Here is a 15,045-nt window from a genome sequence, read left to right on the forward strand (position 1 = left end):
GATTTTCAATGATTACAATGAGTTCGTTTGTCTCGCAGGTTTGGATCAGATCAGGCAATTACTGCTTCCTCATCTTCCAGTTTAACCGAAACAAGCTTGGATACTCCGCCCTCTTCCATTGTAACACCGTACAGCACATCTGCCTCTTCCATCGTACCTTTACGATGGGTAACAACGATAAACTGTGTCTGTTCGGAGAATTCACGCAAGTACTGGGCAAAACGTACCACGTTAGCTTCGTCCAGTGCTGCCTCTACTTCATCCAACACGCAGAATGGTACTGGTTTCACATGCAGAATAGCAAATAATAAAGCCATCGCCGTCAAAGCCCGCTCCCCACCGGATAACAGTTGCAGGTTTTGCAGTTTCTTGCCTGGTGGCTGAGCCACGATATCTATTCCCGTTTCAAGCAAGCGCTCCGGGTCCATCAGAACAAGGTCAGCACGTCCCCCGCCAAACAGCTTGCTAAACACGGTACCGAACTCACGGCGGATGGCATCAAACGTGATCTTGAATCGCTTCGCCATCTCGTCTTCCATTTCCCGAATAACCTGGTACAACGTTGTTTTAGCTTCAACCAGGTCATTCTTCTGTTCACTCAGGAACTCGTATCGCTCATTGACTCGCTGGAACTCCTCAATCGCTCCCAGGTTCACATCACCCAGGGCCGATATACTGCGCTTCAGCTTCTGTACCTCTGCCTGTGTATGCTCCACGTCTTCTGGCACAGGATAACGCTCTTTGGCCAGTTCATAACCCAGTTCGTATTCATCCGTCAGTTTTCGCAGTATATTTTCCAGCTCAACATCCAGCCGGTTCACGGAAATTTCCGTCTGTCGCATCTGTTCTTCCACAGCTTTTAATTGCGTGCGCTGTTCCTTCGTTTCGCTCTCGGCAAGCTCAAGCTTTTTCGACAACTCACTTCGGGCAGCACGTTTGAAGTCCAGCTCCTGAGAAGCTTCCGCTTTTTTCAGCTTATACTGGTTCAGATCTTCAATCTGTTTAACACTCTCGGTCTGTGTTTTCTTGAGATCTGCTTCCATCGAAGCCAGCAACGTGCGATTCTGACGAAGATCTTTCACCAGCGACTCTACTTCCCGCTCCAGACGTCGCAATTGTTCTCCATTGGAGAATCGCTCCTGATCAAGCTTGCCTTCGCGCACTTTCAATTCGGTGAGTTGGCTCTGCAATTCTTCCTTCGCGGATTCATTGGCTTTCCGAGCAAACTCGGCTGCATGAATGGCACGATGAGTCGCTTTTTCTTCCTCTTCAAGCTGCTCCAGCTTCTTCACAGCGACGATACGAGCCGTATCCAGCTCTTTGATCTCTTCGGTAAAGCCGCTCTTCTCCTGCCCGGCAACGGCAACCTGTTCAAGCACATGGCGAAGCTCATGCTCTACCTGTTTCATTTCCATCGAAGCCTGCTGTTCTGCATTTCGGGTATCATCACCGGACTGACGAAGTTCATCCAGTTTGTCCTGACACTGCTCCAGTTGAACTTTTACATCATCCACACTGCGATGCAGTTTCACGATCTGATTTTCCGTATCCAGAATATCCTGGTCGAGCTGGTCCAGCTGCCGTTTCCGGCTGAGCAGACTCACATTTTTCTTGTGCTGGCTACCACCTGTCATGGAACCACCCGCATTGACCACGTCACCTTCAAGCGTCACAACCCGGAAACGATACTGACAGCGAGCCGCAATTTTATTGGCGACCTCCAACGTTTCGGCAATAATAACATTACCTAACAGACTGCCAATGATTGAAGCGTACTTGGATTCGAATTGTACAAGATCAGCACCGATCCCCACAAAACCCTCCATACCTTCGATCATGGAACGTTCAGCCACTCCAATGGCACGAGGACGAATGACATCCAGAGGCAGGAACGTTGCACGCCCCAACTGGCGTTGCTTCAGAAAAGCAATTGCCTGTCTGGAAACTGATTCATTTTCCATGACTACATGTTGCAAGGACGCTCCCATTGCTGTTTCTACCGCAAGTTCGATCTTCTCGGGAACTTTTACGAGTTCAGCTACAGCTCCATGAACACCGTTAAGTGTGCCTTTGCGCGAAGCCTTGAGAACCTCCTTGACACCCAGCATGAATCCGTCAAAATCATCCTGCATCTCTTTCATCGTATCGCGGCGGGAAACTTGAGCTTCACGCTTCTGTTCCCATTTACGGACCGTACCCCGACTTTCTTCGAGCAGCTTCTGCAGCGACTGGAGTCGTTCACTTTCCGTAATGTAGCCACCACGTAGATCACTGATTTCTTTGCCCAAACGAACAACTTTTTTCTCAATGTCCGCTTTGCGACTCTCCAGTGTCTCCTTCTGATCTTCCCATTTGCCTGATTCTTCAGCCGCGCGATTCATTCTGCGCTCCAGCGTTTCTTTCTGCTGATCCACATAACGAATTTCATTGCGTGTCTGAGCCATCTGATTCATCAGTTCCAGCAAATTGCCTTTGAGGCTTTCCTCTTGCTGTTGACTAATGCCACCTGTAACACCGATGAGTTTGGCTTCTTCCTGGGACAACTGATTTCTCACATCATTCAGTTCGAGATCAAGTTTGCCAAACTTCTCACGCAGTGCAAGCAGCTCGGTTTCCCGTTCGCGATGTCTCTCTTCACTAGCAGAAAGTGTTACTTTGAGCTGCTCCTGATTTGTTTGCAGATGGTGAGAGCGCTCCTTGAGCAATTCTCCAAGTCCTTCACTTTTCTCTGTCGCTTCACTGAATTGCAATAAGGCGGCTTGCAGTTGCTCTGTCTCTGTTTCCAGGATACGCAGCGCATTCCGATCATTTTCCAGCTTGGCATCATGGGTAGAGACAATCGCTGCGAGTCCAACCTCTTCCTGTTTTAGCGATTGCAGGCGCTCATTTGCCTTACTCCAGGAAGCATGAATCTGTTCGATCTGGTACACATACATGGAAATTTCCTGCGATTTGAGCTGTGAACGAAGTTCTTTATAGTGGATCGCTTTCTCCGATTGTTCCTTTAGCGGTCCAATCTGATCTTCAAGTTCAGTCACCAGATCATGAATCCGCAGCAAATTCTGCTCGGTCTCATCCAGTTTGCGCGTCGCATCCCGCTTGCGGGATTTATATTTAACGATACCTGAAGCTTCTTCAAAGATGCCTCTGCGATCCTCTGAACGGGTACTCAGAATCTCTTCGATTCGCCCCTGTCCAATAATCGAGTAGGCTTCCTTACCAATGCCGGTATCCATAAACAACTCCGTGATATCCTTCAAACGACAAGATTGTTTATTAATAAAATATTCACTATCTCCGCTGCGATGTACACGACGAGTCACCGTCACCTCACCGAAATCCAATGCAAGTGCGTGATCCTCGTTATCAAGCGTTAGCGACACTTCACCGAAATTAACGGCCTTCCGTGCGTCACTGCCTGCAAAGATGATATCTTCCATCTTGCCACCACGCAGCGACTTGGCACTTTGTTCCCCCAGAACCCAGCGGATTCCGTCCGATATATTACTCTTTCCACTTCCGTTCGGACCTACAACAGCCGTAATGCCACGAACGAACTCCATCTCCGTTTTGTCGGCGAATGACTTGAATCCACCCAATTCAATCCGTTTTAAAAACATAGGGTTTCTCGTCACCTCCTCTTGCAAATTTCAAGTATTGCATTCCAGCGCCTAAATAAATTGAACTGAAATAAAGTTCATTTATCTAGTTAACGATCAGGCTAACTCCCCCTGAACCTCTTTACAAAAAAAAGAGCAAAAAGCAGTCCGGCCGATTACTTCCGCCGGGGCGGACCCGCGGGCTGCTCTTTGCTCTTCGTTTGTCTATGCGCTATCGGTTAAGCTCCGGCTTCCGGAAGCTTCAGTCGATCAAGTGCTGCAGATGCAGCCTGTTGTTCCGCTTCCTTTTTGGAACGTCCTGTACCTCTGCCAAGCCGTTCTTGACCCATATGGACCTCCGAGACAAACTCACGTTCATGGGCAGGTCCCCGTTCCTCAACGATACGGTATTCCAAAGCTCCCATATTGTGATGCTGAGTAAGTTCCTGCAGTTCCGTTTTGTAATCACTCATTTGCAGCTTGCTGCCCAATACGATTAATGGGAAGACATGCTGATCAAGAAATGTCCGAACAGGCGCAAGCCCCTGATCCAGATACAATGCACCAATGAAAGATTCAAACACATCTGCCAGCAGAGCCGGCCGTGTCCGTCCTCCAGTTAGTTCCTCACCTTTACCAAGAAGTACATACTGCCCAAAACCCAACGCTTCAGCAAATTTGACGAGGGAAGGCTCACAGACAATGGATGCCCGCAGCTTAGTTAATTCACCTTCCGGACGGTTAGGATACAAATGATACAAGTACTCCGATACAGTCAGTTCCAGCACCGCATCGCCCAGAAACTCCAGGCGCTCGTTGTCCTGATGCTGACTGAACCGGTGTTCGTTTACATAAGAAGCATGGGTAAACGCTTGTTTTAAAAGCTGCCTGTTGTCAAATTTGATTTGAAGTTTATGTTGTAACTGCTTCAGATCTTCACTCAAACGAACTAGCCCCTTATGCTTCAAATTTTTTGAGAATAATGGTGGCATTGTGACCGCCGAATCCAAATGAATTGGACATGGCAATATTAACTTTGGTTTGACGTGGAACATTTGGTACATAATCCAGATCACATTCTGGGTCCTGATTTTCCAAGTTAATCGTTGGAGCCAGTGTCTGATGTGTCAGTGACAATCCGCAGATAACCGCTTCTACACCACCAGCAGCGCCAAGCATATGGCCCGTCATGGATTTAGTGGAACTCACGGCGAGCTTGTACGCATGATCACCAAACGCCTTTTTGATCGCAAGCGTTTCGGATCTGTCGCCTACAGGTGTCGAAGTTCCGTGTGCATTAATGTAGTCCACTTCTTCAGGCTCAATGCCCGCATTACGAAGTGCCATCTTCATGCAACGTGCCGCTCCGTCCGGATCTGGTTCTGTCATGTGATGTGCATCACCTGTCAGACCGTAACCGATCACTTCACCATAAATGCGTGCACCACGTTTTTGAGCATGCTCCAAGGATTCCAGGATCAGAACACCAGCGCCTTCGCCCATAACAAACCCATCACGTTCTGTATCAAAAGGACGGCTTGACTTCGCAGGATCATCATTACGTGTAGACATTGCGCGCATCGCACAGAACCCTGCAAGACCCGTTGGTCTGATTGTTGCTTCCGCACCACCACAGATCATGGCATCTGCATCACCATTGGCAATCAGCTTGAAGGAATCTCCGATGGAGTGTGTACCTGTTGCACAAGCGGTAACAACATTAATGTTAGGACCTTTGGCACCAAGGGAAATGGACATTTGGCCTGAAGCCATGTTGGAGATCATCATGGGAATAAAGAATGGGCTAACCCGTTTTGGACCTTTTTGCAACAATGCATTATGTTGGTCCTCCCACGTACCCAATCCACCAATACCTGATCCGATAGATACACCGAAACGCTCTGCATCAATATTCTCGTTAATTTTCAGACCACTGTCTTCAACGGCTTTGAAGCCGGCTGCCACAGCGAACTGTACAAAACGGTCCATTTTGCGAGCATCCTTGCGATCCATATATTCTTCCGGGTTGAAATCCTTGATCTCGGCTGCAATCTGTGTCGTGTATTCACTAACATCAAACGCCTCAATCTGAGAAATTCCGGACTTTCCTGCCATTAAACTGCCCCAGAACGTTTCCAAATCTTTTCCGAGCGATGTCATTACGCCCATTCCGGTAATTACTACTCTTTGTTTCAAACCGAGTCACCTCTATATCGACTGCATTACGCAAGTATTTTGTGGGAATATCCGCAAACAGACATCTATTCAACCAAGATAGGCCTGTTTGAGTAGAGCTGCTTGCGGAATGAGAAAAACCAATGAATGATGAGAAGTCCCGCCTGTTCGAAAACATGTGCGGGACTAAAAATGACTTTAGGTATGAGATTGTATGTAGTTTACAACTTCACCTACGGTCGTGATTTTTTCTGCATCTTCATCAGAGATTTCCAAATCAAATTCATCTTCCAATTCCATGACCAATTCCACTACATCCAAAGAATCAGCACCCAAATCTTCTTTGAAAGATGCTTCAAGTGTAACTTCAGCTTCGTCTGCGCCCAAGCGGTCGACGACGATGCGTTTTACACGCTCCAATACATCGGACATCCGGTTCACCTCCTTCTTTGGTATTATACGAGAATCGCAGGCAAAATGCCATAGAAGACATATGCGGCTCCCGGCCGGGGAACCCGGCCTTTTTCCGGCATTTCGGATCGTCCAGCGCCTGTTCCCCGACTATTGTTCAAGTCCGGGAAGAATTACATGTACATGCCACCATCGACATGCAACGTCTGCCCTGTCATATAAGATGAAGCCTGTGAAGCCAGGAACGTGACTACACCGGCGATTTCATCCGGCTGACCCAGACGGGACAACGGAATACCACTTAGCATACCGTCCACCAGCTCTTGGGACAACTCTTTTGTCATATCTGTCTCAATGAAACCTGGTGCAACACAGTTGACTGTGATTCCACGAGAAGCCAGTTCACGAGCAGATGCCTTTGTCAGGCCAATGACTCCTGCTTTGGCAGCAACATAGTTCGCTTGTCCAGCATTACCGAGCACACCTACAACCGAGGAGATATTGATAATTCTTCCCGACCGTTGTTTCATCATTGGACGTGTAACCGCCTTAAGGCAGTTAAACACACCTTTGAGATTGGTTTCAATAACCTGATCGAATTCTTCCTCTTTCATACGCATGATCAGATTATCACGGGTAATACCAGCATTGTTCACCAGAATATCAACGTTGCCCCATGCTTCGAGTGTAGCTTTGACCATTTGTTCAGCTTCATCCATCAGGCCAACATTGGCTTGAAGTGTAATCGCCTTGACTCCTTTGGCACGAATCGCTTCCGCCACTTCCTCAGCTGCCGCTTGGCTACCCGCATAATTCACAGCTACGTTCGCTCCAGCTTCTGCAAGTGCCAGTGCAATACTGCGTCCAATGCCCCGGGATGCCCCGGTAACGAGTGCATTTTTACCTTCTAATGGTTTAGACATAATCATTCCTCCTTTCCCCAAATCTAATCCCTGCTAATCACTTCAACGCACTTGCCGTTGCTTCGAGCGTTTCAAGACTGTTCACATTGTACAGTTTTACGGTTTTATCTGTTTTTTTAATCAAACCGGTCAATACACTGCCAGATCCAATCTCAATGAACGTATCCACGCCTTGCTCAATAAGCCATGTCACACTGTCTTCCCATAATACAGGAGAATAGACCTGAGCTGTCAACAAATCCTGAACCTGTCCATCCTCTGCAGGTCTTGCAGTCACATTAGCGACTACAGGGACCGCTGCCGGTGAGAACGTAACGGTTTTCAGTTTCTCTGCCAGCTTATCAGCTGCACCCCTCATCAATGAAGAGTGGAACGGACCGCTTACTTCCAATGCAATAGCGCGTTTACCGCCTGCTTCTTTCACTCGTTCCGCGACAGCAGCTACGCCCTCCTTCACACCAGAAATGACGATTTGTCCCGGACAATTAATGTTGGCAAGTTCAACCGCATGACCACTTTCAGATACGTCACGGCAAAGCACCCCCAGCGCTTCCCGATCTGCACCCAACACAGCAGCCATCGCTCCTTGTCCACCCGGTACTGCCTGTTCCATATACTGACCACGTGCCCGCACAGTGCTCACTGCGTCAGCAAACGAAAGAACGCCCGCTGCCACCAGTGCACTGTATTCTCCCAGACTGTGTCCAGCCGTATAGTCAGGCTGAATTCCTTTTTCTTTGAAAGCTTCTAGCAAGGCAATACTTGCTGTCAACAGAGCCGGTTGTGTATTTGATGTCTGTTTCAACTCGGTCTCCGGTCCTTCAAATACAAGGGTGCTCAGCGAGAAACCCAATGTTTCATCTGCTGTGCGAAAAATCTCGGTTGCCGCAGGCACGGACTCATACGCGTCCTTGGCCATGCCTACAGCCTGTGATCCCTGTCCGGGAAATACAAATGCTATTTTACCCATCTCATTCATCTCCCAGATGTCTATTTTACCAAACGAGTACCGATGCACCCCATGTCAAACCGCCACCGAATCCAACCATCAGAACGGTATCTCCGGCTTTCATGCGACCTTCTTCTGCTGCTTCTACCAGAGCAAGCGGGATGGAAGCAGCCGATGTGTTTGCATACTTATCCACGTTGACTACAACCTTTTCTTCAGGAAGTTCAAGGCGTTGCATCGCAGATTGGATAATTCGAATATTCGCTTGGTGAGGAACAAACAGATCCACATCCGTACGCTCCATACCAGCCTTGCGTAATACCTCAATGGTAGCCGTCCCCATGACACGTACCGCAAACTTAAACACTTCACGACCGTTCATGTTGATGTAATGCTTTTTATTTTCAACGGTCTCTGCAGTAGCAGGCAGTCGGGAACCGCCGCCTTCCATCTGAAGAAGACTACCGCCAGCACCTTCGGCACCGAGATCGAACGCTTTGAATCCGCGACCTTCCGGAACTTCACCTACGACTACCGCGCCTGCTCCGTCCCCAAAGAGGACACATGTGTTACGATCTGTATAATCCGTAATACGAGACAAGCAGTCCGCTCCAATAACAAGTGCATTGTTGTACATACCGCTTTGGATGAAGCTCGTAGCACTAGCCAAACCGTATACAAATCCGGAACAAGCAGCCGACAGATCAAATGCCGCAGCACCTTTTGCACCCAATTTGTCCTGCAAAATGCAGGCTGTCGATGGGAACGAAGAATCCGGAGTAATCGTTGCAACAATGATCAGATCAAGATCACTGCCTGTCATGCCTGCAGATTCAAGGGCTTTAATAGCCGCCTCATATGCCAGATCAGAAGTTGCCTGTTCGGGTGCAGCGATGTGACGCTCTTTGATTCCTGTACGACTGAGGATCCACTCGTCATTGGTATCGACCATTTTCTCCAGATCGCTATTTGTCAAAATTTTCTCAGGCACATATTTCCCTGTACCAATAATCCCTACTGGGCGCAAATTATTCATATCGTCACTCACTTCCCGCTAATTTCCTTAGATATGCTCTCTACCAGCTGATTCTGCACTGCAATCCGAGCTTGGCGCACAGCATTTTTGATGGCATTGCCATCAGCAGATCCATGACTTTTCACAACCAGTCTGCTCAAACCGAGGAGTGGCGCTCCGCCATGCTCCGTATAATCCAGCTTTCGTTTCAACCCACGCAGCTCAGGCATTAGTACAGCTGCAGCCAGTTTACTTTTGAGAGAAGATGAAAATTGTTCCTTAAGCAAGGCGAAAATGGCACCTGCTGTGCCTTCCAGCGACTTCAGCAGGATATTCCCTGCAAAACCGTCACATACAAGCACATCACAAGCACCAGTCAGCACATCACGTGCCTCAACATTACCAACAAAACGAATTGGGAGTTGTTCCAGTAAAGGGTATGCATGTTTGGTTAACTCATTTCCCTTGCCTGGCTCTGTTCCTACATTAAGCAAGCCCACTCGCGGGGACTCAATGCCCTGTACTTTTTGCCGATACAAACTGCCCATCAGACCATATTGTGCAAGGTGCTCCGGTTTGGCATCCATATTCGCTCCAAGATCCAGCGCAAGCACACCTACATCATCAATCGTTGGAATCATAGGTGCAAGCGCCGGACGTTCAATGCCTTCCATGCGACCTACAACAAGCAAACCCGCTGTCATCAAAGCTCCAGTATTGCCCGCCGAGATCATCGCGTCCGCTTCGCCCTCTTTCAGCATGCGGCCTGCGACCACCATGGAGGCATCCTTTTTGCGACGCACTGCTTTGACGGGTTCATCATCCGAACCAATAACTTCGGAAGCATGCCGGACCGTAAGATTAGCAGGTCTCACACCTGACTGACTCAAAAGAGGCTCCAGCTTGGCTTCATCGCCGATCAGGACGATCTGTGTATCCGCCCATTCCGTGGCTGCGGCAATCGCACCTTCTACCGTTGATGCAGGTGCATTGTCACCTCCCATGGCATCAATGACGATTTTCATTCCAAATGACCTCCTTCTCCGCTGTCTTCTCCACCTGAATGGTAGATTACAAAGTTGCCTTGAAACACCATTTCTTCACCTACATAAGTGAATACTTCCACTTTGGCTTTGCCCTTTTGACCCGGAATCGATCTCACATAAGCCTTTGCAATACATTTCTCTCCCAAATGAACCGAACGGACAAAGCGAATGTCTGCTGATGCAGTCAACGCGATCTCGTCATTAATAATGGCTACAGCCAAGGAGTTAGCCTGTGCAAAGACATAGTGTCCGCGTGCAATCCCTGTTCTGGAAAACACGTGTTCTTCCTTAATCTCAAACAGGGAAATCCCGCTCTTATCCAGTTGCAGATCCACAATATCACCGATAATCTCATGCAAGGGCAACGAGCGTACCTGATCATACGAGAGCTCTGCCATCAGTTTCATCCGCTCCCGAAGTTCGGGTATTCCAAGTTCCAGCCTGTCAAGACGAATCGTCTGAATACTCACCTTCAATTGGCGTGTAAGTTCCTGATCCGTCACAAACGGGTTCTCTTCTATCATTTTGGTTAACTGCTGTTGCCTCTGTCTTTTCGGTACACGTTCGATGCCTGACACCCCCCGCTGTATCGTTTACGGAACCGTCCCGTCCGGCCAGTTCAACCATTCTTTCGTGTTGCTTCTATAGTTGCATCCCTGGTCACCAGGGTCGTTCTCAAACGGATTATGGTTCATCTATATGTAACGTCAAATCTTAGAACCTGGTACTAAACTATAGTATATCTCATCCCGTGTCAAAAAGAAAGACTGGCCTAACAAAAACAATTCACCCTTCTGGTGCAAGGATTTCATGCTTGTTAGCTCACTCTACCTGCACTCTCTAATCCAAAAAAAGTAGCACCTCATCGAAATGAAGTGCTACTTAATGTCCAACTATTATTGAGAGATGATCTCTCTTGCTTTGTACGTTCCGCACACTTTGCACACGTGGTGACTAAGTTTAAGTTCGCCACATTGTTCACATTTCACCATGCCCGGTACAGCCAATTTAAAGTGAGTGCGACGTTTGTCGCGACGCGTCTTGGACGTTCTCCGTTGAGGTACTGCCATTATTCCCACCTCCTTATCAAAATCAACCTTTGCAGGTAGTCTTAAAATGTTCGATTTTCAATCATGCTCATTTAAAAAAATCCTTGAGCCCTGCAAGCCGCGGATCAATAACCTCGTTATCACAACCGCAGTCACCTTCGTTCAGCTCATGGCCACACTTGGGGCATAACCCTTTGCATGTATCGCTACATAGCGGTATAAACGGAAGATCCAGCAGAAAAGCTTCCTCGGCATAACCCTTCAGATCAACGCTATCTCCATCCACATAGAGCGTATCATCGTCTTCGTGTAATTCCTTTGGCTGTTTTCCCTGCTTGAATTGCTCATGAAAATCAATATGAAAATGTTCATTGATTGGCTTAAGACAACGGGAGCACAACATGTCCACTCCTACAGTCAGCTTGCCATGAACATCCACAACGTCACCTTCTCTGAATTCTGCAGATAAGTCCGCAGTCAGCGGGGTAACGGCTGTGATATCTTGTCGGTTAGAAACCAGTTCCTTGATCTCCCACTGTTCGTTAAACTTCAGGGGACCATCACTGGTAGCCACTTTGCGAAATGGCATTAACATTTCCATCACTCCAAACGAAACCAATTTCATAATTCGTATCAAACGTTTCACGACAGTTATACAGGTCAAGCCTGCTTTTGTAAAGCAATATATCCTGACTGTATGTATTCTGACGAATCTTCGTTAAAAGTATTATGAAATTGACTTAACAAACAAAAATCATTATACCGATTTTTCAAGACGTTTGTCAACACTTTTAACTTTACACCCTTTTTAAAAACACTGACCGCACAGACGTTTACTCCATCTGGTCTATTATAGACTCACTTCAAGATAAATCACAAGTCGTCATTTTAGTTGTAGTTCCTTGCAAACACCGGTCACATTTCGTTAACGTTTAGTGTGATCTATATCACACAGACCCGCTTGTCCCCTATCTATACTTGCTATAAACCGAAACACGATCAGCTCCATGACCGATTTATTATCCAACTATTTCATATCATATCGGGAGGGAAAATGTATGTTAAGTGAGCACACCATTAGAGTCATTAAATCTACAGTACCCGTACTTGAAGTCCACGGCGAAGCGATCACACGCCATTTCTATGAAACGATGTTCACAGCTCATCCGGAACTACTGAATATTTTCAATCACGCAAATCAGAAACAAGGACGACAGCAAGCCGCCCTCGCCAATATGGTATACACCGCTGCCCTGCATATCGATAATCTGTCCTCCATCCTGCCTGCCGTCCGGCAAGTTGCACATAAACATCGCAGCCTGGGTATCGTTCCCGAGCAATATGCGATTGTTGGCACCTATCTGCTTCAAGCCATCAAAGATGTACTTGGAGACGCGGCAACGGATGAAATTATCACGGCGTGGGGTGAAGCCTATAATGTCATTGCAGACGCCTTTATCGGGATCGAACAGAACATGTATACAGAAGCGGAAAACCAGACGGGTGGCTGGGAAGGATTTCGTACCTTCAAGGTTGCCAAGAAAGTGCAGGAAAGTGAAGTCATCACGTCCTTTTACCTCGTTCCAGATGATGGTCAGCCCATTGCCAGTTATGAACCGGGACAATACATCAGTATCAAAATCAAACCAGAGGCACAGTCATTTACCCAGATTCGTCAGTATAGCCTTTCAGATACCCCGGGTAAACCCTACTATCGCATTTCCGTTAAACGTGAGCGAGGTGTATTAGAGCGCCCTGACGGAGTTATATCCACGTATCTCCACGATCACATTGAAGAAGGCAGTCTAGTGGAGCTATCCGCTCCTGCTGGCGACTTCACGCTGAATGCAGACGATAAACGGCCTGTTGTTCTCCTGAGTGGTGGTGTTGGCTTAACGCCCATGATCAGTATGTTAAATACGCTGGTTAACTTGAATGAAAATCGCACCATTACATTTTTGCATGCAAGTCCAAATGGTCAATCTCACGCGTTCCGTGATCATGTGAACAGTCTGGCCGAACGTAATCAGGGCGTTAAAGCTTATTATTGTTATACTCAACCTGCTGTTTCTGATCGTGAAAATGAGTATTTTCATAAGGAAGGTTATATGGATGCGGTCTGGCTTCGCCAAGTGATTGATGAACTGGATGCCACCTATTATCTGTGCGGACCGGTTTCGTTCATGCGGGCAGTGTATACGGAACTTCAGGGGCTAGGTGTTGCAGCGGACAACATTCATTATGAATTTTTCGGGCCCAAAGCAAGTCTATCTCCCGCGCCGGAAAGTGTCTAAGCGTGCTGATTTATTCAGATGAAGAAGCCGTTCTCCGATTATCGAAAAATCTGTAATATACAATAAATTTGCAGGCACAGTCTGACATCCGTTGATGTCGGATTTGTGCTTTTTCTTGTCTGAATGGGTGCATGATTTGATCTAATACATGTCATCCCCTATGATGGAATGGATGTTATACATACTCGGTTATCCAATTGAAAGGAGTACGTCTAATCATGAGAGCCGTAGGCGTCATTGTTGAATATAACCCCTTGCACAATGGGCATGTCTATCATTTGCAGGAAGCTCGGCGGCTAAGCGGCGCAGACGCAGTTGTCGCAGTTATGAGCGGCCCTTTTCTCCAGCGTGGCGAACCCGCCATCGTGGGTAAAAGGGCGCGCACCGAGATGGCGCTGCACGCAGGCGCGGATCTCGTGCTTGAACTGCCGGTTGCGTACGCGGTCCAACCGGCCGAGTGGTTTGCCTTCGGCGCGGTATCGCTGCTGCACCGCACCGGCGTTGTGGACTCGCTCTGCTTTGGCAGCGAGTCCGGCGACCTGGACAGCCTGCAGCGCATTGCGCGCGTGCTGGCTGTGGAGCCCGCAGGGATGCGCGAGGACATCGCGCGCCGCCTGCGGGAAGGCGCCAGCTACCCCGCCGCGTACGCAGGCGCGGCGGCAGCGCTGGCGCCCGGCGGCGTCGATGCTCACGACGCCGCTGCACTGCTGGAGCAGCCCAACAATTCGCTTGGGCTGCACTACCTGATCGCGCTGCAACGACTTGGCAGCGCGATCCAGCCCTTTACGGCGGCGCGTACCGGTGCCGCGTATCATGAGGCGACGCCCGGGCCGGGGGCGATCGCCAGTGCCACAGCCGTCCGCCGTCTGCTGATGGCGGACGGACCCAACGCCGCCGCGCCATACGTGCCGGCGGCAACCCTTGCCATTCTGCATCGCGAATGGCAGGAAGGGCGCGCTCCCATACACTGGGAGCGCTTTGCACAGCCGCTGTTGCACCTTGCGGCCACCCGCCGTGCCTCCGAGCTGGAACGCATCGCCGAAGTCACGGAAGGCCTGGAACACCGGCTGATCCGTATACTCGCTCAGCTCCCGGAGCCTTCAGTCGAAGCACTCCTGAATGCACTGAAGACCAAACGATACACACGCACCAAACTCCAGCGTATGCTCGCCCACCTGCTCCTGAATCACACCAAAGCGGAGTGTTCACCAGAGCAATTGGCTGCCGGACCCGGATATCTCCGAGTCCTCGGATTTAATGCTCAAGGGCAGAGCCTACTTAAACAAATGAAGAAGACTGCCTCACTGCCTGTTGTACTGAAACCGTCGACGTTCACACACAATCAACTTGAACTGGATATACAAGCTCAGGTTGCGTATGGGCTCGCTTGCGAGCATAGGGACACACGCAAGATGTTCAGTGACTACTATGAGTCTCCGGTGAGACTGTAATCCGCTTTTGACCATAAGGCTTCATCTCTATAGAGCTTTTTAATCCATCATCAAGCAGATCATTGATGTCCACTATTCGTTACAAAACTTACAAATTAAAAAATCCCCTTGTTGCGCGCCGCTCAGGCACCTC

At 48.7% G+C, this 15,045-nt stretch carries 13 protein-coding genes; 2 read left to right on the forward strand and 11 right to left on the reverse strand.

What is annotated here, in order from left to right:
• Window positions 1-50: 50 nt before the first annotated feature.
• The 11 genes from smc to IFU39_RS09635 all read right to left on the reverse strand — a co-directional run bounded on the left by smc (window position 51) and on the right by IFU39_RS09635 (window position 11,762).
• Window positions 51-3,620, reverse strand: a complete 3,570-nt coding sequence (smc, locus tag IFU39_RS09585) for a chromosome segregation protein SMC (protein ID WP_149846516.1) — start codon at window positions 3,618-3,620, stop codon at window positions 51-53.
• Between the two features lie 218 nt (window positions 3,621-3,838).
• Complete coding sequence (gene rnc, locus IFU39_RS09590; protein WP_036670338.1) at window positions 3,839-4,543, reverse strand: ribonuclease III; 705 nt, start codon at window positions 4,541-4,543, stop codon at window positions 3,839-3,841.
• 13 nt (window positions 4,544-4,556) lie between these two features.
• Window positions 4,557-5,795: a beta-ketoacyl-ACP synthase II gene (gene fabF, locus IFU39_RS09595; protein ID WP_062833763.1), complete on the reverse strand. Its 1,239-nt coding sequence runs from the start codon at window positions 5,793-5,795 to the stop codon at window positions 4,557-4,559.
• A 177-nt stretch (window positions 5,796-5,972) separates the two neighbouring features.
• Window positions 5,973-6,206 carry an acyl carrier protein gene (acpP, locus tag IFU39_RS09600; RefSeq protein ID WP_024630176.1) on the reverse strand — a complete coding sequence of 78 codons (234 nt, stop codon included), beginning with the start codon at window positions 6,204-6,206 and terminating at the stop codon, window positions 5,973-5,975.
• Window positions 6,207-6,358: 152 nt separating this feature from the next.
• Entirely contained in the window at window positions 6,359-7,108 is a 750-nt protein-coding gene (fabG, locus tag IFU39_RS09605) for a 3-oxoacyl-[acyl-carrier-protein] reductase (RefSeq protein ID WP_017689228.1), read from the reverse strand.
• Window positions 7,109-7,145: 37 nt separating this feature from the next.
• Complete coding sequence (gene fabD, locus IFU39_RS09610) at window positions 7,146-8,078, reverse strand: ACP S-malonyltransferase (protein ID WP_192132354.1); 933 nt, start codon at window positions 8,076-8,078, stop codon at window positions 7,146-7,148.
• A gap of 25 nt (window positions 8,079-8,103) precedes the next feature.
• Window positions 8,104-9,093, reverse strand: a complete 990-nt coding sequence (locus IFU39_RS09615; RefSeq protein WP_192132356.1) for a beta-ketoacyl-ACP synthase III — start codon at window positions 9,091-9,093, stop codon at window positions 8,104-8,106.
• Between the two features lie 8 nt (window positions 9,094-9,101).
• On the reverse strand, window positions 9,102-10,097 hold the full coding sequence (gene plsX, locus IFU39_RS09620) for a phosphate acyltransferase PlsX (RefSeq protein WP_017689231.1): 996 nt from the start codon (window positions 10,095-10,097) through the stop codon (window positions 9,102-9,104).
• Window positions 10,094-10,642, reverse strand: coding sequence for a transcription factor FapR (fapR, locus tag IFU39_RS09625; protein WP_047842457.1), 549 nt, complete (start codon window positions 10,640-10,642; stop codon window positions 10,094-10,096). Before fapR ends, plsX begins: the two co-directional genes overlap by 4 nt.
• 372 nt (window positions 10,643-11,014) lie before the next feature.
• Window positions 11,015-11,188 carry a 50S ribosomal protein L32 gene (rpmF, locus tag IFU39_RS09630; RefSeq protein ID WP_017689233.1) on the reverse strand — a complete coding sequence of 58 codons (174 nt, stop codon included), beginning with the start codon at window positions 11,186-11,188 and terminating at the stop codon, window positions 11,015-11,017.
• Between the two features lie 67 nt (window positions 11,189-11,255).
• The gene (locus IFU39_RS09635; protein ID WP_047842456.1) at window positions 11,256-11,762 is read right to left on the reverse strand and encodes a YceD family protein; all 507 of its coding nucleotides are present in this window, start codon (window positions 11,760-11,762) and stop codon (window positions 11,256-11,258) included.
• A 463-nt stretch (window positions 11,763-12,225) separates the two neighbouring features.
• Between IFU39_RS09635 and hmpA the strand changes: the two genes are divergently transcribed.
• Together hmpA and IFU39_RS09645 are read left to right on the forward strand one after the other, a co-directional pair.
• The gene (gene hmpA / locus IFU39_RS09640; protein ID WP_192132358.1) at window positions 12,226-13,461 is read left to right on the forward strand and encodes an NO-inducible flavohemoprotein; all 1,236 of its coding nucleotides are present in this window, start codon (window positions 12,226-12,228) and stop codon (window positions 13,459-13,461) included.
• A gap of 218 nt (window positions 13,462-13,679) precedes the next feature.
• Complete coding sequence (locus IFU39_RS09645) at window positions 13,680-14,912, forward strand: nucleotidyltransferase (protein ID WP_192132360.1); 1,233 nt, start codon at window positions 13,680-13,682, stop codon at window positions 14,910-14,912.
• Window positions 14,913-15,045: the final 133 nt, after the last annotated feature.

Origin of the sequence: Paenibacillus sp. CFBP 13594, assembly GCF_014842675.1 — a bacterium.
In the GTDB taxonomy this organism is placed as follows: Bacteria; Bacillota; Bacilli; order Paenibacillales; family Paenibacillaceae; genus Paenibacillus; species Paenibacillus amylolyticus_B.

Excerpts from the sequence above, each read along its gene's own strand:
- fabD (WP_192132354.1), bottom strand. The coding sequence starts at position 8,078 with ATGGGTAAAATAGCATTTGTATTTCCCGGACAGGGATCACAGGCTGTA.
- IFU39_RS09615 (WP_192132356.1), bottom strand. The coding sequence starts at position 9,093 with ATGAATAATTTGCGCCCAGTAGGGATTATTGGTACAGGGAAATATGTG.
- IFU39_RS09635 (WP_047842456.1), bottom strand. The coding sequence starts at position 11,762 with ATGTTAATGCCATTTCGCAAAGTGGCTACCAGTGATGGTCCCCTGAAG.
- IFU39_RS09645 (WP_192132360.1), top strand. The coding sequence starts at position 13,680 with ATGAGAGCCGTAGGCGTCATTGTTGAATATAACCCCTTGCACAATGGG.
- plsX (WP_017689231.1), bottom strand. The coding sequence starts at position 10,097 with ATGAAAATCGTCATTGATGCCATGGGAGGTGACAATGCACCTGCATCA.
- smc (WP_149846516.1), bottom strand. The coding sequence starts at position 3,620 with ATGTTTTTAAAACGGATTGAATTGGGTGGATTCAAGTCATTCGCCGAC.
- acpP (WP_024630176.1), bottom strand. The coding sequence starts at position 6,206 with ATGTCCGATGTATTGGAGCGTGTAAAACGCATCGTCGTCGACCGCTTG.
- fabG (WP_017689228.1), bottom strand. The coding sequence starts at position 7,108 with ATGTCTAAACCATTAGAAGGTAAAAATGCACTCGTTACCGGGGCATCC.
- hmpA (WP_192132358.1), top strand. The coding sequence starts at position 12,226 with ATGTTAAGTGAGCACACCATTAGAGTCATTAAATCTACAGTACCCGTA.
- fapR (WP_047842457.1), bottom strand. The coding sequence starts at position 10,642 with ATGATAGAAGAGAACCCGTTTGTGACGGATCAGGAACTTACACGCCAA.
- rpmF (WP_017689233.1), bottom strand. The coding sequence starts at position 11,188 with ATGGCAGTACCTCAACGGAGAACGTCCAAGACGCGTCGCGACAAACGT.